At 70.0% G+C, this 25,953-nt stretch carries 27 protein-coding genes; 7 read left to right on the top strand and 20 right to left on the bottom strand.

Annotated features, from left to right (window positions below):
• Positions 1-24: 24 nt before the first annotated feature.
• Positions 25-1,506, bottom strand: coding sequence for an ATP-binding protein (locus tag ACTMS0_RS17425; protein WP_441156263.1), 1,482 nt, complete (start codon positions 1,504-1,506; stop codon positions 25-27).
• A gap of 6 nt (positions 1,507-1,512) precedes the next feature.
• Positions 1,513-2,196: a response regulator transcription factor gene (locus ACTMS0_RS17420; RefSeq protein ID WP_441156262.1), complete on the bottom strand. Its 684-nt coding sequence runs from the start codon at positions 2,194-2,196 to the stop codon at positions 1,513-1,515.
• Positions 2,197-2,372: 176 nt separating this feature from the next.
• Here ACTMS0_RS17420 and ACTMS0_RS17415 point away from each other — a divergent pair, with 176 nt between their 5' ends.
• From ACTMS0_RS17415 to ACTMS0_RS17405, 3 genes are read left to right on the top strand one after another with little or no spacing between them, the layout of a single operon-like run.
• Positions 2,373-3,392 (top strand): tripartite tricarboxylate transporter substrate-binding protein, encoded by a 1,020-nt coding sequence (locus ACTMS0_RS17415; protein WP_441156261.1) that lies wholly within the window; start codon positions 2,373-2,375, stop codon positions 3,390-3,392.
• A 1-nt stretch (position 3,393) separates the two neighbouring features.
• Entirely contained in the window at positions 3,394-3,855 is a 462-nt protein-coding gene (locus tag ACTMS0_RS17410; protein WP_441156260.1) for a tripartite tricarboxylate transporter TctB family protein, read from the top strand.
• A 20-nt stretch (positions 3,856-3,875) separates the two neighbouring features.
• Complete coding sequence (locus ACTMS0_RS17405; RefSeq protein WP_441156259.1) at positions 3,876-5,381, top strand: tripartite tricarboxylate transporter permease; 1,506 nt, start codon at positions 3,876-3,878, stop codon at positions 5,379-5,381.
• A 58-nt stretch (positions 5,382-5,439) separates the two neighbouring features.
• Here ACTMS0_RS17405 and ACTMS0_RS17400 read toward each other — a convergent pair whose 3' ends face one another.
• From ACTMS0_RS17400 to ACTMS0_RS17360, 9 genes are all read right to left on the bottom strand, one after another.
• Complete coding sequence (locus ACTMS0_RS17400; protein ID WP_441156258.1) at positions 5,440-6,111, bottom strand: DUF3618 domain-containing protein; 672 nt, start codon at positions 6,109-6,111, stop codon at positions 5,440-5,442.
• A gap of 26 nt (positions 6,112-6,137) precedes the next feature.
• The gene (locus tag ACTMS0_RS17395) at positions 6,138-6,539 is read right to left on the bottom strand and encodes a phage holin family protein (protein ID WP_441156257.1); all 402 of its coding nucleotides are present in this window, start codon (positions 6,537-6,539) and stop codon (positions 6,138-6,140) included.
• A 4-nt stretch (positions 6,540-6,543) separates the two neighbouring features.
• A complete protein-coding gene (locus ACTMS0_RS17390; RefSeq protein WP_441156256.1) occupies positions 6,544-7,176 on the bottom strand; it encodes a hypothetical protein in 633 nt (210 codons plus the stop codon).
• Positions 7,177-7,550: 374 nt separating this feature from the next.
• Positions 7,551-8,765, bottom strand: coding sequence for a cyanophycinase (locus tag ACTMS0_RS17385; protein WP_441156255.1), 1,215 nt, complete (start codon positions 8,763-8,765; stop codon positions 7,551-7,553).
• Between the two features lie 117 nt (positions 8,766-8,882).
• On the bottom strand, positions 8,883-9,566 hold the full coding sequence (locus ACTMS0_RS17380) for a cation diffusion facilitator family transporter (RefSeq protein WP_441156254.1): 684 nt from the start codon (positions 9,564-9,566) through the stop codon (positions 8,883-8,885).
• Positions 9,563-9,922 (bottom strand): ArsR/SmtB family transcription factor, encoded by a 360-nt coding sequence (locus tag ACTMS0_RS17375; protein WP_441156253.1) that lies wholly within the window; start codon positions 9,920-9,922, stop codon positions 9,563-9,565. Before ACTMS0_RS17375 ends, ACTMS0_RS17380 begins: the two co-directional genes overlap by 4 nt.
• Before the next feature lie 54 nt (positions 9,923-9,976).
• Positions 9,977-11,173, bottom strand: coding sequence for an RNA polymerase sigma factor (locus ACTMS0_RS17370; protein WP_441156252.1), 1,197 nt, complete (start codon positions 11,171-11,173; stop codon positions 9,977-9,979).
• Positions 11,170-11,511 carry a YciI family protein gene (locus ACTMS0_RS17365; protein ID WP_441156251.1) on the bottom strand — a complete coding sequence of 114 codons (342 nt, stop codon included), beginning with the start codon at positions 11,509-11,511 and terminating at the stop codon, positions 11,170-11,172. The genes ACTMS0_RS17370 and ACTMS0_RS17365 overlap by 4 nt, the downstream gene beginning before the upstream one ends.
• 16 nt (positions 11,512-11,527) lie before the next feature.
• Positions 11,528-12,004, bottom strand: a complete 477-nt coding sequence (locus ACTMS0_RS17360) for a VOC family protein (RefSeq protein WP_441156250.1) — start codon at positions 12,002-12,004, stop codon at positions 11,528-11,530.
• 290 nt (positions 12,005-12,294) lie between these two features.
• Between ACTMS0_RS17360 and ACTMS0_RS17355 the strand changes: the two genes are divergently transcribed.
• A complete protein-coding gene (locus ACTMS0_RS17355; RefSeq protein WP_441156249.1) occupies positions 12,295-13,464 on the top strand; it encodes an ISAs1 family transposase in 1,170 nt (389 codons plus the stop codon).
• Positions 13,465-13,896: 432 nt separating this feature from the next.
• Positions 13,897-14,847 (top strand): NBR1-Ig-like domain-containing protein, encoded by a 951-nt coding sequence (locus ACTMS0_RS17350; protein WP_441156248.1) that lies wholly within the window; start codon positions 13,897-13,899, stop codon positions 14,845-14,847.
• Positions 14,848-15,041: 194 nt separating this feature from the next.
• Here ACTMS0_RS17350 and ACTMS0_RS17345 read toward each other — a convergent pair whose 3' ends face one another.
• Both ACTMS0_RS17345 and ACTMS0_RS17340 read right to left on the bottom strand, forming a co-directional pair.
• Positions 15,042-15,455, bottom strand: coding sequence for a hypothetical protein (locus ACTMS0_RS17345; protein WP_441156247.1), 414 nt, complete (start codon positions 15,453-15,455; stop codon positions 15,042-15,044).
• 44 nt (positions 15,456-15,499) lie between these two features.
• Positions 15,500-15,910, bottom strand: a complete 411-nt coding sequence (locus tag ACTMS0_RS17340) for a hypothetical protein (RefSeq protein WP_441156246.1) — start codon at positions 15,908-15,910, stop codon at positions 15,500-15,502.
• Between ACTMS0_RS17340 and ACTMS0_RS17335 the strand changes: the two genes are divergently transcribed.
• Positions 15,903-16,376 (top strand): hypothetical protein, encoded by a 474-nt coding sequence (locus ACTMS0_RS17335; RefSeq protein ID WP_441156245.1) that lies wholly within the window; start codon positions 15,903-15,905, stop codon positions 16,374-16,376. The genes ACTMS0_RS17340 and ACTMS0_RS17335 overlap by 8 nt on opposite strands.
• A gap of 23 nt (positions 16,377-16,399) precedes the next feature.
• On the opposite strand, the gene ACTMS0_RS17330 is transcribed toward ACTMS0_RS17335, so the two are convergent.
• From ACTMS0_RS17330 to ACTMS0_RS17305, 6 genes are all read right to left on the bottom strand, one after another.
• Positions 16,400-17,182, bottom strand: a complete 783-nt coding sequence (locus ACTMS0_RS17330) for a hypothetical protein (RefSeq protein ID WP_441156453.1) — start codon at positions 17,180-17,182, stop codon at positions 16,400-16,402.
• A gap of 127 nt (positions 17,183-17,309) precedes the next feature.
• Positions 17,310-18,995: a glycoside hydrolase domain-containing protein gene (locus tag ACTMS0_RS17325; RefSeq protein WP_441156244.1), complete on the bottom strand. Its 1,686-nt coding sequence runs from the start codon at positions 18,993-18,995 to the stop codon at positions 17,310-17,312.
• Between the two features lie 344 nt (positions 18,996-19,339).
• Positions 19,340-20,212 carry an LLM class F420-dependent oxidoreductase gene (locus ACTMS0_RS17320; RefSeq protein ID WP_441156243.1) on the bottom strand — a complete coding sequence of 291 codons (873 nt, stop codon included), beginning with the start codon at positions 20,210-20,212 and terminating at the stop codon, positions 19,340-19,342.
• Positions 20,213-20,251: 39 nt separating this feature from the next.
• Positions 20,252-21,022: a dimethylargininase gene (ddaH, locus tag ACTMS0_RS17315; RefSeq protein ID WP_441156242.1), complete on the bottom strand. Its 771-nt coding sequence runs from the start codon at positions 21,020-21,022 to the stop codon at positions 20,252-20,254.
• An 85-nt stretch (positions 21,023-21,107) separates the two neighbouring features.
• Complete coding sequence (locus tag ACTMS0_RS17310) at positions 21,108-23,378, bottom strand: hypothetical protein (RefSeq protein WP_441156241.1); 2,271 nt, start codon at positions 23,376-23,378, stop codon at positions 21,108-21,110.
• A 226-nt stretch (positions 23,379-23,604) separates the two neighbouring features.
• Positions 23,605-24,111, bottom strand: a complete 507-nt coding sequence (locus ACTMS0_RS17305) for an RrF2 family transcriptional regulator (RefSeq protein WP_441156240.1) — start codon at positions 24,109-24,111, stop codon at positions 23,605-23,607.
• Positions 24,112-24,238: 127 nt separating this feature from the next.
• On the opposite strand from ACTMS0_RS17305, the gene ACTMS0_RS17300 reads away from it, so the two are divergent.
• Positions 24,239-24,979: an SDR family oxidoreductase gene (locus ACTMS0_RS17300; protein WP_441156239.1), complete on the top strand. Its 741-nt coding sequence runs from the start codon at positions 24,239-24,241 to the stop codon at positions 24,977-24,979.
• Positions 24,980-25,176: 197 nt separating this feature from the next.
• Here ACTMS0_RS17300 and ACTMS0_RS17295 read toward each other — a convergent pair whose 3' ends face one another.
• Positions 25,177-25,704 carry a winged helix-turn-helix domain-containing protein gene (locus ACTMS0_RS17295; protein ID WP_441156238.1) on the bottom strand — a complete coding sequence of 176 codons (528 nt, stop codon included), beginning with the start codon at positions 25,702-25,704 and terminating at the stop codon, positions 25,177-25,179.
• Between the last annotated feature and the right edge of the window lie 249 nt (positions 25,705-25,953).

Raw genomic sequence — 25,953 nt, 5'->3', positions numbered from 1 at the left:
CCGGCCGGCGACGAGCCCGGGTCCTCAGACCGGCGACGGAGCCGGGGCGCCCGACGACGACGCCACCCGCGGTACGACCGGCAACGCAACCACTGCGGCGAATCCGTGCCCGGACCCGTCCGGATGCGGCAGGCCCTCCTCCAGCCGCAGCTCGCCCCCGGCCGCCCCGACCAGGTCGGCGCAGATTGCCAGTCCCAGGCCGGTCCCGGACACGTTCTGGTGCTGCGGCGACCGCCAGAACCGCCGTAGCGCCTGGGCCCGTTCGGAAACGTCGATGCCCTGGCCATCGTCACGGACAGCGATGGCGACCACGGCTTCGGCCGCGGCGGCGTCGCCGGGTCCGGCGCCCGCACCACCGGGGACGACTCGGGCGCTCACCTCCACCACCTGCGCGTCCGATAGCCGTAACGCGTTGCTGATCAGCTCGTCCAGGATGCTGCCCAGTCCGCCCGGCGGCTCCAGCAACCGCAGCCCCGGGGGCACGTCGACCGCCAGGGTCTGCCCCGCCGCCGCCGTCAACGCCCGCCACCGTTCCACCCGGGTCGCCAGCACCGCGTCGAGATCCACCGGCGACGCCGTCCGCATGCTCTCCATCCGCGCACTGGCCTGCAGTGAGTTCAACATCCGCTGCATTGCCTTCAGCTCGTCGACGGCGACGTCGTATACCTGCCGCCCGTTGCCGGCCGGACGCAGATGCGGTTCCAGACTCTCCACAGCGAGCCGGAGGCTGGTCAGCGGATTGCGCAACTGATGCGACGCGTCGGACACGAACGCCCGCTGCCGCTGCACGGCATTCTCGACCGCGTCCATCATGGTGTTGAACGACTCCGCCAGCCGCCGCAGCTCGACCGGGCCGGCCTCGGCGTCCGCCCGGATCGTGAGGTCGCCCTGCGAGATCCGCGAGCTCGCCGCGTCCAGCTCCCGCACCGGCCGCAGCACCCACGCCGACACCGGCCAGGCGACGGCCACCAGCGCGATCAACGGCAGCAGCCCGAGCCCGGCGAGCTGGGCCCACCGCACGAGGATGCGATCGCGCGTCTTCGACAGGTCGGAAACCGTCACGACGGCGCCGACGACCTCGCTGTCCCGGCCCACCGGCTCCGCGACCACGAGTGCGGAGTCGTCCCATGGCGCCCATTCCCAGGACGGTTCGGACCTCGCCCCGGCCAGCGCCGCGGTCACGATCCGGGGCAACGCCGGCTCGGCCCGCGCCGCCTCCTCGTACGCAGCGGCGGGTCCGACCAGCACCGTGCCCGACGTGTCGATCACCGCGACCGGGATGCCGTACAGCTCGTGGTAGCGCACCAGCGCCTGGTGGAGCGCCTCGGTCCGCCCGGTTGACAGCGCGGTCTCGGCAAGCGAGGCGAACCGGCCGACATCGTTGAGCCGGTCGACGTACGTCTCCTGCATCTCCCGCTCGGCCACGGTGACGCTGAGCGGCACCCCGAGCGCCGCGACGAGCAGCACCGCGAGGGGCACCAGGACGACGAGCAGGCGACGGTGCACGGCGCGTCAGCCGATCAGCTCCGGCTGGTCGGCCAGGAGCCGATAGCCGACCCCGTGGATCGTGCGGATGAGCACGGTCGGCCCGAGCTTGTGCCGCAACGTCGCGATGTGGGTGTCCAGGGTGCGACTCGAGGACTCCCAGGTCGCGCCCCAGATCTGGTCGAGGATGACGTCGCGGCTCACCACGTTCGGCGCCCGCCGGGCCAGCAGCAGGAGCAGCTCGAACTCCTTGCGGGTCAGCGTCACGGGCGTGCCGTCGACGGTGACCTCGCGGGTGCCGACGCCGATCCGCATCGGGCCGAGGACAAGCGGCTCGTCCGGGTGGCTCAGGGCACGAGCCACCCGGGTGCGCCGCAGGACGGCGTCGATCCGGGCCAGCAATTCCGGGATGCCGAACGGCTTCACGATGTAGTCGTCGGCGCCAGCGCGCAAGCCACGGACCCGCTCGTGCTCCTCCGATCGCGCTGTCACGGCGATGACGGCGGTCTCCGGGCGGTCACGCAGCTTGCGGATCACGTCGAGTCCGTCGCCGTCGGGCAGACCCAGGTCGACGAGGACCACATCGGACGGGGCGGCACGCATGGCCTCCGCGGCGGTGGCGATGCGGTGGACCTCGAAGCCCGCCTGGGCCAGGACGGTCACCAGACCCCGCGCCACGCGGTCGTCATCCTCGATGACGGTGATCCGCATACCGGCGAAGTGTACGGCCCGGATCGAGGCTCGTGGTAGCCCTCCGGTTCTTGGGATTCCTCTGACATCCGGCGCATTCCTTGGGATTCCTCTGACACCATCCGCTTCCCGGCAAGCCGAGACTGAGGCCGCGCACTCACCGACGAATGCGCATGCGCTGACGAGGAGGCCCCGATATGACAACGACCAGGCACCGGGCCGCGGCGCGGATGGTCGCCGCGATCGGCGCGGTTTCGCTCCTGGCCGCCTGTTCCGGCAATGGCGGCGGTGGCAGCGGAGCCGACGCCGGGAACTACCCGGAGCAGAACATCACGTTCGTCGTGCCCTTCAGCGCCGGCGGCCCGACGGACACCGTCACCCGCATGATCGCCGAACCGATGGCCGCGAAGCTGGGCGCCAAGATAGTCGTACAGAACGTCGAGGGTGCGGGCGGCACGGTCGGCGCCGGCGAGGTCGCGCGGGCCGAGCCCGACGGCTACACCGTGCTCATGCACCACATCGGCATGTCCACCGCGCCCGCCCTCTACGAGAACCTGGGTTACAAGCCGCTCGAGGACTTCGAGACGATCGGGCTCGTCACCGAGGTGCCGATGACGATCGTCGCCCGCAAGGACTTCCAGCCCGCGACGCTCCAGGACCTCGTGACCCACGTCAAGGCGAACGCCAACAAGGTCACCCTCGCCAACGCCGGCATCGGCGCCGCGTCCCACCTGTGCGGCCTGCTGTTCCAGAACGCCGCCGGCGTCAAGCTCCAGGAAGTCCCGTACGAAGGGACCGGCCCCGCGCTCACCGACCTCGTCGGCGGCCAGGTCGACTTCATGTGCGACCAGACGACCAACACCAGCGGCCAGATCTCCGGGGGCAAGGTCAAGGCGTACGCGGTCACCACCCCGGAGCGGGTGAAGAGCCTGCCCGACCTGCCCACCACGGCCGAAGCGGGGCTGCCCCAGCTCCAGGTCAGCGTCTGGCACGGCCTCTACGCCCCGGCCGGCACGCCGCAGGACGTCGTCCAGAAGCTGTCCGAGGCGCTGAAGGTGGCGCTGGCCGACCAAGCGGTGATCGACCAGATGGCCAAGCTGGGCACCGCGCCGGTCCCGGCGGAGGACGCGACCCCGCAGGCACACCGGGCGCACCTCGAGGAACAGCTCCAAACCTGGGCGAAGATCATCGCCGACGCCGGGGTCAAGGCCTCCTGAGGTGGAACGCCGACGGTCCGTTCCGGACGTCCTCGCCGGAGGAATCTTCATCCTCATCGGTGGCGCGTTCGTGGTGGGGTCGCTCAGCTACGAGCTGGGCACCCCACTGCGGATGGGCCCCGGCTACTTCCCGCTGATGGTCGGCGCGATACTGGCCGCCCTCGGCCTGGCGATCGTCGGCAAGGGGCTCATCGCCGGCGAGGTGGTCTCGTTCGGGGCGGTCCCTTGGCGTGCGGTCGGCGTCATCGTGGTCGCGGTCGTGTTCTTCGGATACAGCTTCCGGGGCCTCGGATTCGTGCCGACGTCGGCGGTGACCGCCCTCCTCACCACCCTGGCCAGTCGGCAGGTGCGATTGCCCACGGCCCTGGCCGTGGCCGCCGGGCTGACCGTGGCCAGCACCCTCATCTTCGTCGTCGGACTCCAGCTGCGGATCCCGCTGTGGGGCCCGTGGCTCTCGTTCTGACGCGCCATCCGGATTGAGGCATGGAACTTCTCGACAACCTCGCGCTGGGCTTCTCGACCGCCTTCCTGGTCCAGAACGTCCTCTACTGTTTCGTGGGCGTGCTGCTCGGGACGGCGGTCGGCGTGCTGCCCGGCATCGGACCGACGGCGACGGTGGCGATGCTGCTGCCGATCACGTTCAACTTCGAGCCGGTGACGGCGCTGATCATGCTGGCCGGCATCTACTACGGCGCACAGTACGGCGGCTCGACGACGGCGATCCTGATCAACCTGCCCGGTGAGTCGTCGGCGGCGGTCACCGCGCTCGACGGTCACGAGATGGCCCGGCAGGGCCGGGCCGGCCCGGCGCTGGCCGCCGCCGCCATCGGGTCCTTCATCGCGGGCACCCTGGCCACCGTCGCGCTGGCAGTCGCGGCCCCACCGCTGGCCCGCGTCGCGTTGCAGTTCGGCCCGGCCGACTACTTCTCGCTGGTGCTGCTCGGCCTGATCGTGTCGATCGCGCTGGCGCGTGGCTCGGCGCTCAAGGCACTGGCGATGATCGTGCTCGGCATCCTGTTCGGCACGGTCGGCCAGGACATCTACACCGGCACGCCCCGGTTCGTGTTCGACCAGCGCGAGCTGTACGGCGGCATCGACTTCGTGTCGGTCGCCGTCGGCATGTTCGGGGTGGCAGAGATCCTGCGCAACCTGGAGAACGAGCAGAGCCGCACCGCCATCGTCGGCAAGGTGACGAACCTCTGGCCGACCCGCGAGGACCGGCGCCGGATCGTCGGCCCGATCCTGCGGGGTACCGGTCTCGGCGCCGCGCTCGGCGTGCTGCCCGGCGGTGGCCACGTGCTGGCCTCGTTCACCTCGTACGCGGTCGAGAAGCGGATCTCGAAGCGGCAGCAGGAGTTCGGGCGCGGTGCGATCGAGGGCGTCGCCGGCCCCGAGTCGGCGAACAACGCCGCCGCGCAGACGTCGTTCATCCCGCTGCTCACCCTGGGCCTGCCCGCCCACCCGGTGATGGCGCTGATGGTCGGCGCGTTCATCGTCCACGGCATCACCCCCGGCCCGAACGTCATCGCCGACGAGCCGGCGCTGTTCTGGGGGCTGATCGCATCGATGTGGATCGGCAACGTGCTGCTCGTGCTGCTGAACCTGCCGTTGATCGGCGTCTGGGTGCGCATGCTGCGCATCCCGTACCAGGTGCTGTTCCCGATGATCATTCTGTTCGCCGCGATCGGCACCTACTCGCTGAGCTTCAACGCGTACGACGTCTACGCGATCGCGTTCTTCGGGCTGCTGGGCTACCTCCTGATCAAGTGCGGCTGCGAGCCGGCGCCCCTGCTGCTCGGCTTCGTCCTCGGCCCGCTGCTCGAGGAGAACCTGCGGCGGGCGCTCATCATCTCCCGCGGCGACTCGTCGGTCTTCCTGACCCGACCGATCTCCGCGGTGCTCCTGGCGCTGGCCGTGGCAGCGCTCGTCGTCGCTGTCCTCCCGACGATTCGCAAGCGCCGCGAGGTCGTGTTCGCCGAGGAGGAGTAGGAAAGGTCAAGGACGGGTCGGCAAACCCTGATCACAGTTGACGGCGCACGTCGGACACTTAGCGCCGCTGATCGTCCCGGCTCTCGCGTACCTGGCCCTGGACCTGGCGTGCCGCCGTCCTGCCCTGGTCCTGGACGGCTGACGCACTTTCAGTCGCCTTGGACTTGATTGACTGCGCCGCCTGTTGTGCCGGCCCGCGGAGGTCTTCCTGCACCCGGTGGGTCATCGCCCCGGCCTGCTGTTTGATCTCGCCGGAGTGTTCCTTCGCTTTCTGCTTCGCCTGCCCCGAGAGCCGCCGTTCCGGCTCGCTGGGTGGGATGAGCGAGGACGCGAGCAGCCCTACCCCGAAGGCGATCAGCCCGGCTGCGAGGGGCGCCCCCTCGGTGCGCTCGCGCGTCATCTGCGGCATCGCCCGCGCACGGTCGGCGGCTGACGAGGCGGTGTCGGATGCTCGGTGGGCCGCGCCAGCGAGCGCACCGGACGCTTGGTGAGCCGTGCCCGAGACCCGCTGCCCGGTTCCCGAGGCTCGCTGACCGCCGACTTCACGAGCCTGCATCGCACTGCCCATCACCTTGTCCTTGACCCGGCCGAGCCGGCCGCGGACGCGGTCTGCCCGTTCCGAGGCCACCCGCCGTGGGTTGACCCGGTCGGTGAGGGTGTCCACGTTCCTGCGCAGCTCGACCCTCGTCGTTTCGATCTGTTCGCGGATCTGGTCGGGATCATTCGACACGACCGACTCCTCTCTAGCCTCGGGGTTCAGCGGCCCCGCATCGTTTGTGGTATCTCCCGGGCGGTTTGCTTCGTGCGTGGCAGCGGCCGTAGTTGCCGCATGTTGCCGCGTGCGCGGGCGAGGAGAACCATCCCGATCACTGCCCAGATCACGGCGACGATCAGGGCAGCCCAACCCTCGTCCATGACGTTGGACAGACCCCACCAGAGCGCATAGGAGAGAAACAGCAGGGTCAGCAGGCCAGCCAGCCCGGCTGCCGCGAACATCCCGGCGACTTTGCCGGCCGTCCTCGCCTCCTCGCGCAGTTCGGCCTTCGCCAGCTCCACCTCCTGCCGCACCAGCGTGGACACGTCACGGGTCACCTCGGTGAGCAACTCCCCGACCGAGGTCTCAGACCGCTCGGCTGTGCGGGTTGTTGATCTAGTCATGGCGTCACCGCCTCTCCGGCGTGCGGGCCTGCGTCGTTCCCAGACCGGCGAGCGGTTGGCTGCCGGTGGTGTCAGCAGCGGGCGCGCCTGGAACGCCCGCCTGCCCCTGTTCGTGCTCGCCACCCTGGAGACCCCCGTCGCCGGTGGCCGTGAGACCGCGGGTCAACCGGCCGACCAGCAGACCCGCGACGGCGGCGCCGGCGAGAAAGGCACCGGGATGCCGGCGGGCGTAGTCACGCACCTCGTCCACCAGGGCGCCCGGTTCCTGCCCTTCCAGCCAGCCCGCGGCCTGTTGAGCGGCGTCCGAGGCGCGCCGGACCACCTGGCCGGCCATCCCGTCCTGCTCGCTCTTGCTCGCCATCGACTGGAGTTCGGTACCCAACGCGCGCAAGCCCTCAGCGGCACGCTTCTGCTGCGTCCCCGCCTGCTCCCGCAACTGCGCGGATGCCTCCCCCATGATGTTGCGTGCCTGCTGGCGGCTCTCCGTCACAACCTGCTTGCCCTGTCCGGCGGCCTGCCGCGCAACCTGGCCGCCAGCCTGCGCCGCCTCATGCCCGACCTTCATCGCTTCGTCCCGGGCCTTTTGCGGCTTGCCGTCAGGCCCACCGGTTGCTGTCGAACTGCTCCGGATCGTCATCGGACCTCCCCTCTTCCGTTCCGCCCCGAAGACAGATAAACGAGGCACGTGCGGGTACCCGGACCGAGCAGAGACATGCATTAGAGCGCCCCTGGCCCGTCACAACACAGCCAGCCGCGCCGCAGCCAGCGGCCACACCGAACAAGCCAAGCCAAGGCAGTGCCGCGCTGCCACACCGCCGACAAGCACGGAAGGGGCAGGTCATGACATCGGTCGGCCAACGAATCAAGGGATTCCTGAACAGTCCCCAGGGGCGCAAAATGACCGACGTCGGACGCCGCCAAGCGGCGAAACCGAGCACCCAGGAGAAGCTCCGGCAGTTCGCCGAGCGGATGACCGGCCGGCGCTGACGGTGGCGAAAGGGGCGCCGGCGATCAGCCCGCCTGGATCGACACCGTCAGGTCGGTGAAGGACGCGGGGCCCGCTCCGCCGGCGGTGTACGCGAGGAACGAGGCGTCCTTGGTCAACCCGACCACGAACCGCGGAGCGGTCTGCGCGGTCGTGCCGGTCGTCGCGGTGGACTGCCCGGCGCCGGCAAGGTCCAGGGCGGCGTCGCGCAGCGCGTACGAGCCGAACACGTCGGTCGACGGCGGTGCCGCCGCGTGGTCGTGCGGCACGGCGGGTGTGCTCGTGGCGCCCTTCGTGACCTGCCACTGGCCGGGATCGTAGCTGTCGCCGTCGGTGAGGTAGCTCCACCGGACACCGCTGATGGACCAGTGCCCGCCGACTGTGCCGACCTGGGCCGAGCGGAGGTCGAGGATGGACACCCCGTTCGTGCCCACGACCCGCGCGGTCTCGCTTGCCGTGCCGGCCCCGCTGACGATCAGCGCGGTGTTCTCGCCCACTCCGTACACGCGGTCGTGCCCGGTGTCGGCGGCGAGCCGGAGGGAGCGCCCGTTGCGGCCGCGCGCGTCGAAGTGGGTGTCGACGAGGCCGGAGGTCAAGAAGTTGAAGCCACCGGTGGGCCAGTAGCCGAGGATTTCGTCGGTGTCGTAGTAGCCGGGCTGGGCCCCGTCGCGAACCCCGTAGTAGCTCAACCCGCCGGTGATCATGTCGGGGCCGGCGAAGATCTGCATGCCGGCGCTGGTGCCGGCGACCGGCGCGCCGGCCTGGAAGCGTTGCCGGATCGCGGCGAGCACCGACCCGTCGGAGCCGTCGGCGTGGATCATCGACTGCACGTAGCGGAACTGGTCGCCACCGGCGAAGAAGAACCCGGTCATCGACGCGGCCAGCGCGGCGTTCGCCGCATCGTCGCCGCTGCCCTTCTTCTTCACGCTCACCGGGATCCAGGTGACCTTCGCGGCCCCGTACTGCTCGAGGACCTTGCCCACCTGGTTGGCGGCCCAGTGCGGCGACGCCGAGGACGCGCTGAGCACGCCGATACGCGCTTCGGAGCCGCCGGCCTGCCGGACGAACTCCCCGTAGACGGCGCTGTTGTCGTCGGCGAGAGCGCCGCCGATCAGCATCAGCGCCCCGGGGCCGCCCGCGGACCCAGCGGGGTTGGCGGACGCGGCGCTGCCCGGTAGGGCCGCCGCGGCCACGGCGATGATCAGGGCGGTGAGCAGCGGCAGGACCTTGGGCCGGGTCATGGCATCCGACGCTAGACAGCCGGACGACAGGCGTCAAGAAACGTCGATGGCTTGTTCGATGAGGGCGTGGCGGCAGCCGTCGACGACCGGAAGGATCGGGTGACTTCGGCCCGACCGTCATGCCTTTCCGTCGGTGCAGCAGCCGTCGGCGCAGCCTGAGCCCTCGGCGGCGGGGAGGGGTGCGCAGTCGTCGCAGTGCTCGCCGCGCCACGCTTCCACGCCTTCCTTGACCGCGACTGCGGCGATGACCAGCGCGGCGATCGGGTCGGCCCACGACCAGCCGAAGGCGGCGTTGAGGATCAGCCCGACGAGCAGCACCGCGGACAGGTAGGTGCACAGCATCGTCTGCGTCGAGTCGGCCATGACCGTTGCCGAGCCGAGTTCGCGGCCGGTACGCCGCTTGGCCCGTACGAGCAGCGGCATGACGAGCAGCGACGCGAGGGCAAGACCGATGCCGACCGGGCTGGCGTCAGCGTCTCCGCCGGCCAGCAGCGAGCGGACGGCATCGACGGACACCCAGGCGGCCAGGGCGAAGAACGACACGCCGATCAGCCGCAGGGCAAACCGTTCCCGGTCCTCGGGTACGCGGGAGCGGAACTGCCAGATCAGCACGGCGGCGCTGGACACCTCGACGAACGAGTCCAGCCCGAAGCCGATCAGCGCCGTGGACGAGGCCGTCGTGCCGGCGGCGATGGCGACCAGGCCCTCCAGGAGGTTGTAGCCGGCGGTGGCGTAGGCCAGCCACAGGCTGCGCCGCGACAGTGCGGCCCGCCGCTCCGGGGTCAGGATCGAGGTGCTCACGCCGTTACCTCCGTCGTGGAGTCGGCCGGAGTCCCGTAGACCGGGCAGAGGGCGACTGCCTCGCCCGTGGCGGCCAGGAGTTGTTCCGCCGAGCGAAGCAGGTCCAGTAGTTCCGGCCGGGTCAGCGCATAGAACGACTGGCGACCCTCAACCCGGTAGTCGATCAGCCCGCAGTCCCGAAGACACGCCAGGTGCTTGGACACCGTCGACTGCGCCATCCCCAACTCGCCCGTCAGGTCTACCACCCGGGCCTCTGCAGTCGCGATCCGGCGCAGGATGGCCAGCCGGGTCGGATCACCGAGGGACCGGAACAACGCCACGGCGGGCGCCAAGCCAGGTGCATAACCAATCGCCACTGGGCGATGATATCCCCTTTGCTGCATTGATGGTGTGGGCATGCCCTCGCCGGTTCAGGCCCAGTTGAGTCGCTGGCGCAGGAGGGATCGTTCGGCAGGGTTGGCGGTCAGGGCTAGGGCCCGCTGGTCGGCGGCTCGTGCCTGGGCATGGTCGCCCATGTCACGAAGCAGTTCGGCGCGGGTGGCGTGGAAGAGGTGGTAGTCGTTCAGATCGTCGGCCAGGCGGTCGACTTCGGCGAGCGCGGCCGCCGACCCGGTGACGTATCGCAGAGCGATTGCCCGGTGAAGCCCGGTGACCGGTGACGGCGCCAGGTGCAGCAGCATGTCGTACAGCACGGCGATCTGGGTCCAGTCGGTGTCCTCCCACCGCGGGGCTTCGGCGTGACAGGCGACGATCGCGGCTTGCAGTTGGTACGGGCCTGGTCGTTTCTGTGCTGCGGCACGGGCGATCAGCCGGCCGGCGTCGGCGATGGCCTGGTGGTTCCAGAGTGACCGGTCCTGGTGCTGGAGTTGCACGATCTCGTCGTTGTGGTCGAAGCGGGCGGTGGTTCTGGCTCGGTGCAGCCGGATCAGGGCGAGCAGGCCGGCGACCTCGGGTTCGGTGGGCATGAGCTGGTGCAGCAGTGCGGCGAGGAACTCGGCGTCGTCGGCGAGGTCTCGGGCCTGGGCGCGATCGCCGCCGGTGGACAGGTAGCCCTCGTTGAGCAACAGGTAGATCACGGCGAGGACCTCGGCGAGGCGGGAGCCGAACTCCTCAGGGGACGGGATCCGGTAGGGGATGCCGGCGTCGCTGATCTTCCGCTTCGCGCGGGTGATGCGCTGGCCGACGGTGCTCTCCGGTACGAGGAACGCCTTGGCGATCTGTGCGGTGGTCAGCCCGCACACCACCCGGAGGGTCAGGGCGACCTGGGCCGTGCGGGGCAGGGCAGGGTGGCAGCAGGTGAAGATCAGCCGCAGGCGGTCGTCGGGTTGCGGCTCGGCCGGCCACGGCACCAGGGCGATCTTCTGCCGGTGGCGGTGCTCCCGGCGGAGCTGGTCGAGGCCGCGACGGCGGGCCACGGTGAACAGCCATGCGTCCGGCCGGTCTGGGATGCCCTCGACGGGCCAGTGCGTCAGCGCGGCCTCGATGGCGTCCTGTACGAGATCTTCGGCGGCGGTGAAGTCGCCGACCAGAGGGACCAGGGACGCGGCGAGCCGGCCCGCGTGATCGCGGACCACGCGGGCGAGCTCGGCGTGTGTCGGTTGAGTCATCCGGCGATGGGTCGGATCTCCACCACCGGACAGGCCGGCCACGACTTCGCCAGGCGCAGGGCCTCGTCGAGATCAGCCACCTCGATCTCCGCGTAGCCACTGATGATCTCCTTGCCTTCCACGAACGGCCCGTCGGAGACCAACGGCTCGCCCCGATCCAGCCGCAGGGTGGTGGCGGTGTCCGGCGGCATGAGGTGGGCGTGGTGGCTGATCTTGTCGTGGTGGTCGGCGAACCACTGCCGCACGCGGGCGTAGGCACGTTCCCGCTCGGACTCGTCCATGGCGGCCAGGTCCGCGGCGAACTGCTCCGTGTCGACGAACATCAGTACGTACTTCATCGGTCCTCCGTCGGGTCTATGCGAACAGGGCGGCCATACGCCGGGACATCTCTTCGGGGCTCACATCCTCCATGTGCGTGGCAACGGTCCAGCCGTGCCCGAACGGATCGACGATGAAGGCGTCCCGGTCACCGTAGAACTGGTTCTCCGGCGAGCGCTGCATCGTCGCGCCGAGCTCGACCGCCCGCGCCACCGTCGTGTCGACGTCCTCGACGTAGATGAACTGGAAGACAGGGGTGCCGGGCAGGCCACCGGCCGGCGGAGCGGTCGTTCCGCGCTGCGGATCCTCGTCTTCGACGATGACCACCGCGTCGCCGATCTGAATCTCGGCGTGGGCGATGCTGCCGTCGGGGCCGGGGAACCGCATTCGCTCGATCGCACCGAACACGTCGGCGTAGAACCGCAGCGCCTTCGCAGCGCCGTGTACGACCAGGCAGGGCGTGACGCGGCGGTAGGTGTCGGGAATCGGGTCGGGGCTGGCTGACGCCGTCATCGGCGATCCTCCTCTGTTGGTGTGCCTTCACCAACCAGACGACCGGCGAGCGACCGGATCCGACAACCAGCCGGAAGATTCTTGGCAACCACCGATGCCACCTCGGGCAGCCGTCACGGGTGTGAAGGAACGCCTGACCCCTGCGACCCCAGGGCCCCGGCAAAGTCGTGAAGGTGTCCGGCTTGATGGGGTTGGTGTAGACGCGCCCTTGCTGGTGGTAGCAGGGCGGGCATGACCGGTTCAGATGATCATCGAGGTTCCTACGCCTTGTTGATCGTCCGAAGTGAGTCATGCCCGCGCTGCCATCATCGCTGATCTCGTCGTTGTCTGGCGCACCGGCTGTCACGGTGCCCGAAACCGCTGCTGGGTTGTCCGCCGCGTTGGCCGAACTGCCGGATCCTCGTGCCCGCCGGGGCGTGCGGCATGGCTTGGTCGTCGTGGTGACCGCGGCGGTGTGCGCTGTGGCGGCTGGTTACCGCTCCTACACCGCGATCGCCGAGTGGGTCGCCGACGTCCCGGACTCCACCGCGTTGGCGTTGGGTATCGCCCCGGACCGGCGCCCGTCGGAGGCGATGATCCGCCGCCTGTTGCAGGCCCTGGACCCGGACCTGCTCACCACGGCCATCGGCGGGTGGCTCGCCGCGCGAACCGCGGTCACATCACCAGCGAGCAGGCGGGCGGTCGCCGTGGACGGCAAGACGCTGCGGGGCTCCCGAACCACCGACACCGCTGCCGCGCATGTCCTCGCCGCCTGCGACCATGCCACCAGTGTGGTCCTGGCAAGCACCAATGTGGACGGCAAGACCAACGAGATCACCCGCTTCCAGCCGCTGCTCGACCAGATCGGCGACCTCCGCGACACGGTGATCACCGCCGACGCCCTGCACTGCCAGCGTGACCACGTCGACTACCTCGCCGAACGCGGCGCGCACTGGATCCTGACCGTCAAAGCCAACCAGCCCCGGCTGCACGCTCAACTCGCCGGCCTGCCCTGGTCAGCAGTGCCGAACGCTGCCCGCGACACCGCCCGTGGACACGGCCGCCGCGAGATCCGCACCCTCAAGATCCTGACGATATCCACCGGGATCGAATTTCCGCTCGCCGCCCAGGCCCTGCAGATCCGTCGCCGCAGACGACGCCTCGACCAGCCGAAACGCTTCACCACCGAGATCGTCTACGCCATCACCGACCTGCGCATCCATCAGGCCAAACCCGCCGAACTGGCCGGCTGGATCCGCAGCCACTGGTCGATCGAAAACAAGATCCACTGGGTCCGCGACGTCACCTACGACGAGGACCGTTCCCAGATCCGCACCGGCACCGGAGCCCAGGTCATGGCCGCCCTGCGCAACGCCGCCATCGGCGCCCTCCGCACCGCCGGCGTCACCAACATCGCTGCCGCCAACCGCCACTACGCCCGCGACAGCACTCGTCCGCTGGCTCTACTCGGCATCACCTGACGACTTTGCCGGGGCCCTGCCTGCGACCCGGCCGGTCGAGTGGTGAAGATCTCGTACTGCCTCTTGTCGGATGGCACGAATCCATTTTGCTGCAGCTCAGGACTGATTCGCGTTGGTCGTTAGGGTTTCTGGCGCGAGACGGGCATGCGGCACGTCAAGAACCGCTGGAATCGGCGCAAAGGCGCGACCTGGGCTTCTGTCCCCGCCGGCATTTGGCGCTGCTCTGCGCCAGCGAGGAAGGAACTCACCTCACGGATATCGTGGCCGCCGGATATGGGCGGCCGTGCTTGCGTGCTCGGTTCGGACGAGGTGGGTGACGTGGAGAGAGAAACGCAGGGCCAGCATCGGGTACCGCGACGGCGGGGGCGACGGCCGACGCGTCCCGATCCTGATCGGGGCCCGGCGGGCGCCTTCGCCGACCGCCTCTGGCGATTGAAGCAGGAGGCGGGCAATCCCTCATACGAGGAGATGTCCGGGCGCCTGGGCGCGGCCGCCTCGAAGTCGTCGCTGGCCGCCGCGGCCCAGGGTCGGAGTCTTCCCAGCTGGGAGACGACGTGGGAGTTCGTACGAGTTCTCGCCGTCGACCGGCTGGGCCACGACCTGGTGGATACCGAGAAGGAGTGGCGGGAGCGCTGGATACAGGCCAAGGCTGTTGGGCATCCGGCGGACACCGTGTCGGCGGCCGATCCGGTGCCGGAACCGCCCGGTGCGTCGGAGGCGTCCGCGGCGTTCGAGAGAACGCCGTCCGAGACCAGCGAGACCGAGGAGTTCAGGCCGAACGGCGGAACCGGCCGAACTGGCGACAGCACCGGCCGAACCGGCGACAGCGGTGAGAGCGGGCGCCGACAGGCGGCTCCGGCCGCCGTCGAGCCTTCACCGCCTTCACTGCCCCGGCTGCGCGGTCGTCGGCGCATCGGGATCGCCGGCGTGGCCGCGGCCATGGCTGTCCTCGCCGGCGCCGTTCTCGCGTTCGTCGTGCCCGGCCGGCAGACGGACAAGAGCGATGCCAGCGTGACACCGGCGGTCACCGCTCCATCTGATCATGACGACTCTCAATTCGAAGGCGACATCACCTATCCCGACGGGAGTCTGGTGCCGCCCAACTCCTCGTTCACGAAGGTCTGGAGGATCCGCAACACGGGCACGGTGCTCTGGGCCAACCGCTTCTTGGCCCGCGTGAACGAAGAAAGCTGCCAAGCGCCGAAGGCGGTCACCATCCCGCAGACAAAGCCGGGAGAGGCCGTGGACATCGCGGTAACCGTCCGGACCCCCAGCAAGCCGGGAAGATGCAAAATCTACTGGAAAATGGCCGACGAGCAGGGACGAACGCTCTTCCCCCTCAAGCGTCCGGTCTTCCTGGACGTACGGGTCGGTGTCTCGTGACTTCCGCGCCGACCCGTACGTTTCCCGTTCCCATCAGTCGGTCCTGCCGCCTACGAACGGGACGGTGAGGCGGCGAAGCCCAGCCGGGGCCGCATCGCACCGGCTGGGCTTCGCCCCCGTTCACGCTCCTCGCCCCCACACACCACTCTGGTGCGCAGGTTCGGGGGGCCGACTTACCTAGACATCCGTATGCGTCAGCCGCAGTTGGTGCCGCGCTTGCCGCCCTCGGTGCCGCTGATGCGGCCCATCCAGTCCACGCACTTGTCCGCCGCGGACAGGTAGATCGGACCGGCGTAGGACGTGAAGTACCCGCCCTCGTAGGCCGTCCAGTGGTTTCCGACCGGGTGGACCGCCAGGCCTGCCTCGATGAGCACGGCCGAGCCGGCAGTGTTCCGCTTGGCGACCACGCAGTTCTTGCCCGTGGACGAGTTGTAGGTGAGGAACACCGTCCCCTTGGCGCCGATCGCGGCGGAGTTCACGACGCCGTAGCCGGACCCGCACTCGCCCCCGTAGGTGGCCGCGTACGCCGGGGTCGCCGCAGCCAACGCCCCAGCCACCACGGTTGCGGTGCAGGCGACGGTTGCGGTGGCGGTCTTGACGAGCTTCATGTGGTTCCTCCGGTGCTTGCTGTCGGTCGGGTCTGTCGGTCGGGTCAGCCGCAGTTGGTGCCGTAGCGGGTCCTGGAGGCAGTCCCGATGGTGCCGCCCCAGTCGACGCACGAGCCCGCCGCCGACACGTAGACCGGCCCCGCGTAGGTCGTGTAGTTGCCGCTGTCCTTCGCCCACGAGGAGGTGCCGGAACGGCGGAGGTACGCCTCCATGAGGGTGGCGGTCCCCGGCTTCTCCCGCACGGTGACGACGCAGTTCTTCCCGGAGGACGAGTTGTAGGTCAGGTACACCGTGCCGCGGAGGTCGGGAAGGTCGATCAGGTTGACGACGCCATAGCCGGAGCCGCACTGCCCGCCGTAGAGCGCAGCGTGCGCGGGTGCGGCATTGACCAGGGCTCCCGCCGTGGCGGCGGCCGCCGTGAGTCCCAGCGCGGCGATCTTCTGCGAAATGCGCAAGACGAACTCTCCCTTTCTGCTGTGGGTGGTTGCGGAGAACGCTGGCATGCGGCGCCGGCCGACACCAAGCGATCTTCGTCCAGCGATCGTCCAATGGACTATTCGGAGAAATAACCCCCAGGTCAGCGGCTCGACCGAGGGGAACGCCGTACGGATCGGAGGCGTCCTGACACGCGGGGTGGGGATACCGCTTCACGATGTCCTGCGGGTGTTGCCGCTTGTGTCGGACGTTGTCCGCTGCGGTCGTTTGCTGGTGCAGGCGCAGGGTAATTGGGCGGTCATGACAAAACCCGAGAGTCGGCGGCAGGAGGAGCAAGCGCTGGAGAGCGGCGAGTTGTATCAGGACGCCGAGGGACGCCGAACCACAGACCCGGGCACCGGGGCGGCGCACGCAGACAGCGAAGCCGACCGCAACGTCGAGCACCTGGAGCGTGGCGAGGTCGGTCCCGGTATCCCGGAGCAGTAGCTGGAAAGTGCGTTGGCGGCCAGTCAGGCCCCGCCGAGGTCCGTGCAGTGTGCGATCGTCGCATCGTCCGCCGCCACCGCGTGGCGCGCCTCCGCCTGGCGGACACGACGGATGACTTCGGCGGGTCCGCTCGACGCCAGGACGGCCGTGACCCCTGGCCAGTCGGCGAGCCGGAAGCGGTCCACGATGCGGCTGGCTCCATTGCTGAGCAGGACGGCACCGGTCAGCTCGGAGATCGGACAGCTTCCGGTGATCGCCTCGTCCGCCGCCCGCGGGTCGTCCTTGGCCAGCCAGAAGCCGCCCGGCTGGTTCCGGTTGGCCCGCAGGTCTCGGAGGATTCGGTGGTACTCGTCGCTATCCTCTTCGGCGGCCTCGAGGGCGGACTGGTACGACCGGCTGATGATCACCTCCCGGGGATCGGAGACGACGAGCGGCGTACCGCCTGCTTTGTCGAGCACGAGGAACGAGTCACCGAGCACCAGGTGCTCGACGAGGCCGTCGGACAGGCGCAGGATGGCTACGGTCGCCGACGGGCTGATGGGGTTGGCGACGTCGCAGGTGTCCCGGTGATCGTCCGTCACCTGCTCGATGGCCTCGGCGAGCAGCGCCGAAAGGCTGCGGTCCCGCACGAGTGACAAGAGGCTGAGGAGAGTGCCTCCCAGGCGGCTGGCGTACCAGGCCACGCCGTGCCGGCAGATCGCCTCGGTGCCGGGGATGCCGGCGCCGTCGATCAGCACCGCCGCCGTCGGTACGGCACCAGTGAAGTCCTCGTTCGGGCGGCCGGTCCGTGCCGCAGCGCTGGTCATCGTCACGCGCATGTCCTGCCGCCGCCCTCTCGCCGATCAAGGCGTCGACCTTACAACCGCCGACGCGCTTGGGGCGTACACATCTGGCGACAGCTCCAGCGCCGGCATGAATTGTCTGAATCGTCCGTCAGACCCGGGTGATGCGGACAGCGTCGGCGATGACGTAGCCGGTGCCGCTGGTCCACCGGCTCACTCCCACCGTGTTGCGGTCGCCCGCGGAAAGGGTGAACACGCCGAGCGACACCCACCGGCCGCCGTCGAGACGCTGGTTCACCCGCACCGTCTGGTTGCCGCTCGTGGTGGCCACGATGTACGGGGTCGAGTCGTTGTAGCCCGGGTCGGCCGGGTACCAGACCGAGATCTGGTAGAAGCCGGTCTCCGGTACGTCCGCCCGGAACCAGGCGATATCGCTGGTGGGGGTCGGGGTGGCGAACCGGTAGTCGGGACCGTGCCGCTGACCGGAGTAAGCCGACGTGCCCCAGTTCGCGCTCGCCGTGAACCGGCCCGTGGTGGTGTTGTCGATCGTGATGCTGGACCCGTCCGGTGGCGTCGTGGTGCCGGTCGAGACGTCGAGGTAGTCGCGGTCGATGTAGATCCGTACGCCGCCCCAGGTCTCGTAGCTGTCACCGGTGTACTGGTGGATGCGTTGCCGGTCGGCGTAGTAGGCGTCCAAGCAGTAGTCGCCGGCGTCGGTGTCGGCCACGCCGTTCCACCAGGCGAAGAAGAGATGGTCGACGCGGGTGTACCGGCTGTCGTGATAGGCGCTGCACAGGTCCCGGACCCCGGAGGATCCGCTGGAGTACATGCCCGAGAGGTAGCCGAGCGCGTGGAGCCGTTCGGTCCAGCCGGAGAGGTACGAGAGCACGGCCGCCTTGCACGGCTCACTCGACGGGTAGTGCTCGATGTCGTTGTAGATGACGCTCCCGGCAGGGATGCCCAGCGCCTGGGCCGCGCTCACCGCACTGTTGGCGCGGACCGCTCCCTCGGACCGGGCCGTGGCCGGGTCGTACGACATCTTCGGCGTGCGGGTGCCGCACGGCGCCTGGCGATCGAGTTCGATGGGGATGAGGTGCCAGCCGTTGCTGGTCTGGTTGGTCACCCAGCTCGCGGTCAGGTTGGCCTGCGTGCAGGAGCGGCTGGAGCCGCTGATGTAGATGCCGATGGCCCGGTAGGGCGAAGCGTTCCGCCACGCGTCCATCGTGGACTGCGACGGGGCGGTGCACGTGTCGAAGCCCCTGCCGGTGTAGGTGCCCGGCTGCGGGTCGGACGCCGCCGCCGACGTCACCGTGGCGGGCCCCGCGTCGGTGCGTACGTCGCCCACCGGCACCGGCGTGGCTCCCGGGCCGAGCCGGGCGGAGGCCAGGATCCGTCGGACCGCCGGCTCGGTGTCCGGCGTGTGCAGGGCGGTGACGAGCACACCCGCGTCGCGCACCGCGATCTGGATCGATCCGTCGCGGGACGCCGGGCTGCCAGCGGTCGCCTTCCCGCTCCCCGTGATCGCGGTGTCCGCCGTGAGCCGCTCGGCGGTGACGGAGTCGAGTGGCTCGATGATCAGCCCTGCCGTTCGCCCGACGAGCCGGGAGGGGCACCAGGGCTCGTCGCCCGGATGGCCGAGGTAGACCGCGGGCCGGTCGAACCGGACGCAGGCGTGCGGGTCGGTGGACAGGTCGACCACCTGCCAGTCGGCCGGCACCGACAGGCGGTAGCCGCGGTAGCTGAGGGCCCGTTCCTCCGCGGGGGCCGCCCACGTCGGTGTAGCCGCCACGGCCAGACCGACGGCGGCGAGCATGAGGCTGGCCACGATCCTTCTCATCCTCGACGCCCTCTCGGTGGGAAATCTTCGCCCTCGACGAACTGCTTGGCAGATTCCTACCACCCGGGCGTCGTTCGCGCTAGAGACAACCGTCGATTGACCTGCGGGCGTGTGCGCGGGGCGGGGGTGTTCCCGTGCGGCGGTCAGCCGAGCCGGCGGCCGTCGCGCATGAGGTCGCGTCCCCGCGGCTCGTTCGCCTCACGCCAGGCCTGGATGCGCCGCGGCCGGATCAGGAAGTACCGGTAAAAGGCCAGCCAGGTGCCGCTCTCCGGGGGTAGACCGAAGTGGTCGCACTGCTGTCGCTGCGGAGTCGACCGACGTTGGCGGTCCGGAGGCGCCCGGGCTCAGCCGAGGTCGGCCAGCCGCGGTACGACCTGCTGCTCAGCCAGTTGCTGCGCGAACTCCACCGGGTGACGATCGGGCATCGTCTGAACCTCGGTCACCCCGAGCGCGGCGTACTCGGCCACCTCGGCCACAAAGGCGTCGACGTCGGCCAGGGGCGGTCGCATGACCAGCACCGTCTTTTCAATGCTGGCGTAGTCCCGGCCCTCGGCGGCACAGTGTTTGCGAAGTACGTCGAGCTTGTGGGCGACCTCGGCCGGGCTGTTGCCGAACAGGTTGCACGAGTCGGCGTAGCGAACCGCGAGCCGCAGCGTCTTCTTCTCGCCGCCACCGCCGATCATGATCGGCGGGTGCGGTCGGGTGATCGGTGCCGGCACGCACAGGGTCTCGGCCAGTTGGTAGTGCCTGCCGTCGAACCGGCCGTCGTTGTCGCTCCACATCTGCAAGCAGATCTGCAAGGTCTCCTCGAGCCGTTCGAAGCGCTCGCTGATCGGGACGACCGGTACGCCGAGGCCACGCTGCTCGCGGTCGTACCACGACGCGCCGATGCCGAGCCGGGCCCGCCCGCCAGAGAGCACGTCGAGCGTGGTGACGATCTTGGCGAGGAGTCCCGGGTAGCGGTACATCACCCCGGTGACGAGCACCCCGAGCGTCATCCGGTCAGTCTTCGCGGCCAGGTAGCCCAGCGTGGTGTAGGCCTCGAGCATCGGCTCCTCGGCCGACGTCCTGAACTCCATCTGGAAGTAGTGGTCCATGACCGTGAACGTGGCGACACCAGCCTGCTCCGCGATCCGGGCGGTCTCCGCCAGTGTCGCGGCCGTCTCAGAGGGGTCGGCGGGCGTGGAAAAGTTCCAGTAGTGCAGGCCAAGCCTCATCGCTCATCCTCTCTCCGGCCACGTCCGGCCGAGGTGGGGTCAGACCTTGGGAATCAGCACGCTCAGACAGGTCACGCAGCCTTCGAGCTTCTCGTACTCGCTGATGTCGACGACGACCGGCGTGAAGCCGAGGTCGGCCACGAGCGCCGCGGTGCGCGGCGCCGACGCGGCCAGCAGCACCAGGTCGTCACCGAGGGGTACGACGTGGCAGCCGGCCTCCTCGTCGACCTCGCGCACCGGCTGGCGGAGCGGGGTCGCGTCGAACAGTTCCGGCAGCGCGAGGAGGGTGCCGTCGGGCAGCGCGGTCACGGCCGACTTGAGGTGCAACACGTCGCGCAGCGGGACCGGGATCACCGTGCGCCCGCGGGTCGCCAGGTGGGCGCGCAGCTGGGCTACGCCCTCGCTGTTGGTACGGCCGCCCAGGCCTACGTACACGGTGGTGCCGACCTGCAGCACGTCGCCGCCGTCCAGCGTCCCGGGAGCCTCGATGCGCGCGATCTCCAGCCCGGCGTCGCGCACCGCCTTCTCCGCGCCGGGGATCTCCGGACGGCGCTGGGGCGCGCCCGGCCGCGTGATGACCGCCAGGTCGTCGCAGGCCACGAGGGTGTCCTCGACGAACACCGAGTCGGGGCAGTGGTCGGCGGGGGCGACGTCGCGCACCTGCCAGCCGGCTTCGGCGAGCGCGGCCCGGTACGCGTCGTGCTGACGCCGGGCTCGCTCGACATCCACGTCCGTGCGCTCGATGTGGGTGACCAGCCCCTCGGCCAGCCGGCCGCTGGGTTGCCGGACCAGGGCAATGCCTCGCGTCATGCCACGAGTCTGCCGTGCGCCTGTCAGCAAGCTCAAGCAGGGTAGGGGCTGCCTCGGCGGCCGGGTGTACCTCCTCGCGTCGAACTCAGCGTCCGGCGCGTGGGTCGGCCGGATGAGGCCCTCGGGCCATCGGCTTGCGGAGGCGCTCGACCAGTTCCCGTGCCGCCTCGGCGAACGCCTCGTCGGACTCGGCGGACCAGTGTCCCTTGATCGGTGGCGGGACGCTGTCGCTGGGTGGCGTGACCACGTCGTCGGGGTCTCGGAGCCGGCGGTCCACCGTTGCTGCCGGGCCGGTGACGGTGAGCGGCGAGTCCGGCCGGTGGGCGGAGAAGATCCATCCGCCGAGGGGGTCGGTGTCGCGCCACAGGTTCAACCATCGCCAGCCGACCCGACCACCCACCTCGTGCATCATTTCGTCGTCGATGTAGGCGGGGAAGAGCCGGGCGTAGAGCCGGCGCAGTGGTGAGCCGTAGGTGAGCAGGGCGACCCGGCCGGTGACCTGGGGCGGCAGTTGGAGGATGGTGGCGGCGAGCAGGACCGACCCATGGCTGTACCCGGCAATCAGGACCGCGTTGCCACGTCCGACCAGGTAAGTGATGCGTCGTGCCAGCTCCGGCACAGCCCGTTCCACGTAGCAGGGCGGCGCGAAGGGGTGGGCGGCCCGGGGCCAGAAGGTGCCCAGGTCCCACAGCACGCCCACATGGCGCCGGAACCCGGCGGTCCGGAACGCGAAGATCCCGCCGATGGCCAGGCCGAGTATGGTCGCCGCGATTACGTAGCTGCCCAACCCGATGCCGAAGTTGATCAGGTCGGTCGGCACCCGCGCGTACCGTTCGATGACGTCGCCCGGATACAGCCCCAGCAGATCCAGTGCGGTGGTTGCCGCCGCGAGCCCGGCGAGGCAGGCGTAGACCACGGCCAGCGGGAACAGCCATTCGGTGAACCGGGCCCGGACGATGGCCTCCCGCACCTGCCGCAGCCGGGGCGCGGCCTCCGCCGGCGGGTCCGGGAAGTCGCGCGCGACGATCGCGGCCGCCGCGCGGGACCGGCCGCGTCGGGAGATCAGGGTCACCAGGGCGGCGACGACCAGCGTGATCAGCAGCGCCCGGAAGAAGCCGAAGATCGCCCAGGTGTAGGCCCGCGGTGGGCGGGGGACCAGGCCTTCCGCGGTTGAGGCGTTGCGGTCCAGGAAGTCGGCCACCCGGTGGACGAGGCCGGCGGAGAACGCCACCGCGAGACCTGCGGCCACGGCCGCGGTCGCCAGCGCCCCCAGCCCGAGTAGCGGCGTGCGACCCGGCTGTCGGTCCCGGCGCCACAGCAACGCGGATGCCAGCGCGGCCAGCAGCCCGGCATGAGCGATGAACAGCCAGGTGAGCGTCGAGCCGTAGCCGGGCAGGCCACCCCCCTCCTGCCAGCGCGTGGGGGTGGCCAGGACATGGGCGGGGACCACGATGGTGAGACCGACGGCGATCGTCCGCAGCACGCGGGCGGCGGCGTCGAGCCGCCGATTCGCGGGGGCCCGGTCGATCAGCGGGGGCATGCAGAGCAGGGCCACACAGGTGGCCAGGACCGCCCCCGTCGCCACCGCCAACACGATGGTGGCCGCCGAGGCGTCCTGTGCGGCCCGGGCGACGAGCAGGCTGACGTCCAGGGTCGCGAACGCCGCAGCGACGTGGATCGAGCGCAGGCGTCCCACCAGCGGCTCGGCGTCCCACTGGCCCACCGTGCTGAGCCGGTGCCCGGACATCGTGCGTTCCGGCGCCCGGAACGCCTCGTACGACCGCCCCGGGCGCGTGCTGGCCCACCAGATCAGGCCGATGGCAGCGGCCGGGACCAGCGCGAGCACCGCCAACCGCAACCCGGTGGGGCGTTCACCCAGCCAGGACAGCCAGCTACGACCAGACATGCAGGCTGAGGAGGACATGCACTGCCAGGCAACCAGATCCAGCGCGACGCCAACGGCGACAAGCACGTACAGCGCGGTCAGGGTGAGTCCCAGCACCCGGCACAGAGATCTGACCACCGCATCGGAAGCGGGGTATCCCGGGCGCATCCAGATCGCCACGTTGAGCAGCATGAACGGCAGCAGGAACACCAGCGACAGGGTCCGAACCGCGGTGCCGGAGGGCAGGTCACTCCACCGGTACGCCTCCAGGGTCACCCCGCCGGCGCCGTTGCCGTGCGGGCAGTCGGATTGAGGCCGGTAGAAGCCCCCGCTGCGATCCCCCGCGACCTGCTGTACGTGCGGCCGGTCCAACACCTGGCTGGCGCCCGCGGCGGAGACCCCGTGCACGCGCAACTCCACCACGTCATCCGGCGGCGCCGGCCCGCTCAATCCCGCTGGTCCATCCGACATCGACCCTCCGAGACATCTCGGCAGCCCCACCCGCGGGTGGCGGGGCCGAGGATGCTGGCTGCCTCGCTGCCTGCTTTCGGTCCGCATTCCCCCTCGGTCGCCGTCCATACCCTTGGTCGCGAGCTGAGGCCACCGCCCCCGAAACCCGCCGGGCTCCGGTCGCAGCGGCGCGATCACCGCCCGCGCCTCGTACGTCTCCGGCGGAGGCTGACATCGCCTCGCGCGTCTACCCCTGCTCGACGATCGCGCTATCGCCGTCGGTCGGGCTGAGCCAGGTGCGGATGCCGGCGAGCGCAGAAGGGCCGTAGTCCTCGTCCACGCCCCTGGCGAGGTCCGCGACGGATATCGCTTGCAGGGCGGCACGCCAGGCGGCGTCGGCGCCGGCCATCGCGCGAGCGATGGGGCACGGCCGGGTGCAGGCCTCCTGAGGTGCCGCCAGGGGGCCGCGCTGGCGGATCTCGGTGCATACGAACGCGGGCTGAGCGCCGTCGACGGCAGTGACGACGTCCAGGATGGTGATCAGTTCGGGTGCCCTGGTCAGGACGTATCCGCCCGCCTTGCCCTGGACGGAGGTCACGAGGCCGGCGCGGGAGAGTGCCTGCAGCTGTTTGGCCAGGTAGCTGCCGGAGACGTCATGTAGTTCCGCGAGCCGGGCAGCGGGCACGGGTTCTGTCGCCGTGGTCAGCACCACGCAGCAGTGCAGTGCCCACTCGACCCCACCTGACAGCTTCACGCTACCCCCCACTTGACTCGGACAAAGACTATCCGGTTAGTGTCTCGGACAGAAGGTATCCGAGTTCGGGGCCGTGTCCTCGGCGAAGTTGGCGTGCCACGCGGCACGTCGTGGAAGGGTGAGAGCCATGAAGATCACAGTCATCGGCGGTACCGGACTGATCGGCTCGCAGGTGGTCCAGAAGCTGACCGCGGCCGGACACGAGGCCGTCCCCGCGGCGCCGTCCACCGGCGTCGACCTGATCACGGGAGAGGGCGTGGACAAGGCGCTGGAGGGCGCCGAGGTCGTTGTCAACGTGGCGAACTCGCCGACCTTCGACGAGGCCTCCCTGGGCTTCTTCCGTACCTCCATGAACAACCTGCTGGCCGCCGGGGAGCGTGCCGGCGTCCGTCACCAGGTGGTCCTCTCGATCGTCGGTGTGGACCAGGTGCCCCAGCTGGACTACTACCGTGCCAAGACGCTGCAGGAAGACCTGCTCCGGCAGGGGCCCACGCCGTACTCCATCGTGCGTGCCACGCAGTTCTTCGAGTTCGTGAACGCGGTCTTGTCCTGGACCTCCGACGACACCACGGTTCGCCTGCCCGCTACCCGTGTTCAGCCGATGGCCGCCGCGGACGTCGTCGACGCGGTCGTCGACGTCGCCACCGGCACGCCGCTGCAGGGCATCCGCAACGTCGCCGGCCCGGACGTCTTCGCCCTCGACGAACTCGGCAGGGTCACCCTGGCCGCGAAGCAGGACGACCGGACCGTCGTCACCGACGACAAGGCCGGCATGTTCGCGGTCGTCACCGGCGACGTGCTCATCGCGGGCCCGGACGCGCACCTGGCACCCACGCGCTACCAGGACTGGCTCCAGTCGGCCCGTTAATCCGAAAACCTGGGTGCTCGGCCCTTCGGGGATGAAGTCCGGTCGGTGCTCCGTTAGGACCGGACATTCCGGTCCTTACGGAGCGCCTGCATCAGGGGCCGGAGGGTTGATCACCGTGATCTCCGGTTAGTTCGATGGGGGCGTGACGGCAGCCGTCGACGACCGGAAGGATCTTGCGGCTCCGGCCCGGGCAGGTGTCAGGTGCCGCTGACGCTGGGTCGTCTGTGGTCGGCCAGTCGGAAGCCGAGACCGCGTACCGCGTCGATGCTGACGCCGGTGCCGATCTCCTTGAGCTTGCGCCGCAGTCGTTTCACCAGGGACTGCACGTCCGCCCTGCGCTGCAGCCCCTCGTCGCGCCAGACCGCTTGATGCAACTCGGCGTAGCTCCACACCCGGACCGGTTCGGTGGCCAGACAGGTCAGCAGGTCGTGCTCGAGCCGGGTCAGGTCGATCTCGCGGTCCCGCCAGCGGGCGGTGGAGCGGGCCGAGTCGACCAGCAGCGTGTCGGCCGGCTCGGGCTCGGCGACGGGTGCCGACGTGGGCGAGCCTTCGGCAGGCTGCTGCGGCTCGGTGATCAGCCTACGCAGTTCATCGAGGTCGGCGACCAGGAGCAGGGGCGCCACGCCGTCGAGATGCTCCGCGAGTCGCTGTCGCTCGGTCGGCGACGGGGTCACTGCGATCACCAGCGGGAACAGGTCGACGGCAGGAGCGGGTCCGCGTGCCATGTCGTCGTGGTCCTTCGTCAGAAGGGTTTCACCCCCGGCACCGGTGGGCAATAACTGCCCAGCTTCCTCATGGCCGTGACAATAGTTGTCAGCCCTGCTTGCGGCCAGCTCACCTTTGGGTGACGAGTTGCTCACTCCCTGTTCTTGATCATCCTTTCAGTTGGCCCGTAGTGTCCACTCGGGTGGCCGGCGCGACCGCGCGGCGCCCGGGGGCACGGGGGGTTCGTCGGCCCGGTTCATCCACACGGA

This window comes from Micromonospora sp. H33 (assembly GCF_052068455.1).
Taxonomy (GTDB): domain Bacteria; phylum Actinomycetota; class Actinomycetes; order Mycobacteriales; family Micromonosporaceae; genus Micromonospora.
This window is presented reverse-complemented; position numbering and strand designations above follow the sequence as displayed.

Coding starts and splice junctions, on each gene's coding strand:
- ACTMS0_RS17420 (WP_441156262.1), bottom strand. CDS start 2,196: ATGCGGATCACCGTCATCGAGGATGACGACCGCGTGGCGCGGGGTCTG.
- ACTMS0_RS17415 (WP_441156261.1), top strand. CDS start 2,373: ATGACAACGACCAGGCACCGGGCCGCGGCGCGGATGGTCGCCGCGATC.
- ACTMS0_RS17405 (WP_441156259.1), top strand. CDS start 3,876: ATGGAACTTCTCGACAACCTCGCGCTGGGCTTCTCGACCGCCTTCCTG.
- ACTMS0_RS17395 (WP_441156257.1), bottom strand. CDS start 6,539: ATGACTAGATCAACAACCCGCACAGCCGAGCGGTCTGAGACCTCGGTC.
- ACTMS0_RS17390 (WP_441156256.1), bottom strand. CDS start 7,176: ATGACGATCCGGAGCAGTTCGACAGCAACCGGTGGGCCTGACGGCAAG.
- ACTMS0_RS17385 (WP_441156255.1), bottom strand. CDS start 8,765: ATGACCCGGCCCAAGGTCCTGCCGCTGCTCACCGCCCTGATCATCGCC.
- ACTMS0_RS17370 (WP_441156252.1), bottom strand. CDS start 11,173: ATGACTCAACCGACACACGCCGAGCTCGCCCGCGTGGTCCGCGATCAC.
- ACTMS0_RS17365 (WP_441156251.1), bottom strand. CDS start 11,511: ATGAAGTACGTACTGATGTTCGTCGACACGGAGCAGTTCGCCGCGGAC.
- ACTMS0_RS17360 (WP_441156250.1), bottom strand. CDS start 12,004: ATGACGGCGTCAGCCAGCCCCGACCCGATTCCCGACACCTACCGCCGC.
- ACTMS0_RS17355 (WP_441156249.1), top strand. CDS start 12,295: ATGCCCGCGCTGCCATCATCGCTGATCTCGTCGTTGTCTGGCGCACCG.
- ACTMS0_RS17345 (WP_441156247.1), bottom strand. CDS start 15,455: ATGAAGCTCGTCAAGACCGCCACCGCAACCGTCGCCTGCACCGCAACC.
- ACTMS0_RS17335 (WP_441156245.1), top strand. CDS start 15,903: ATGCGCAAGACGAACTCTCCCTTTCTGCTGTGGGTGGTTGCGGAGAAC.
- ACTMS0_RS17330 (WP_441156453.1), bottom strand. CDS start 17,182: ATGACCAGCGCTGCGGCACGGACCGGCCGCCCGAACGAGGACTTCACT.
- ACTMS0_RS17325 (WP_441156244.1), bottom strand. CDS start 18,995: ATGAGAAGGATCGTGGCCAGCCTCATGCTCGCCGCCGTCGGTCTGGCC.
- ACTMS0_RS17320 (WP_441156243.1), bottom strand. CDS start 20,212: ATGAGGCTTGGCCTGCACTACTGGAACTTTTCCACGCCCGCCGACCCC.
- ddaH (WP_441156242.1), bottom strand. CDS start 21,022: ATGACGCGAGGCATTGCCCTGGTCCGGCAACCCAGCGGCCGGCTGGCC.
- ACTMS0_RS17310 (WP_441156241.1), bottom strand. CDS start 23,378: ATGTCGGATGGACCAGCGGGATTGAGCGGGCCGGCGCCGCCGGATGAC.
- ACTMS0_RS17300 (WP_441156239.1), top strand. CDS start 24,239: ATGAAGATCACAGTCATCGGCGGTACCGGACTGATCGGCTCGCAGGTG.
- ACTMS0_RS17295 (WP_441156238.1), bottom strand. CDS start 25,704: ATGGCACGCGGACCCGCTCCTGCCGTCGACCTGTTCCCGCTGGTGATC.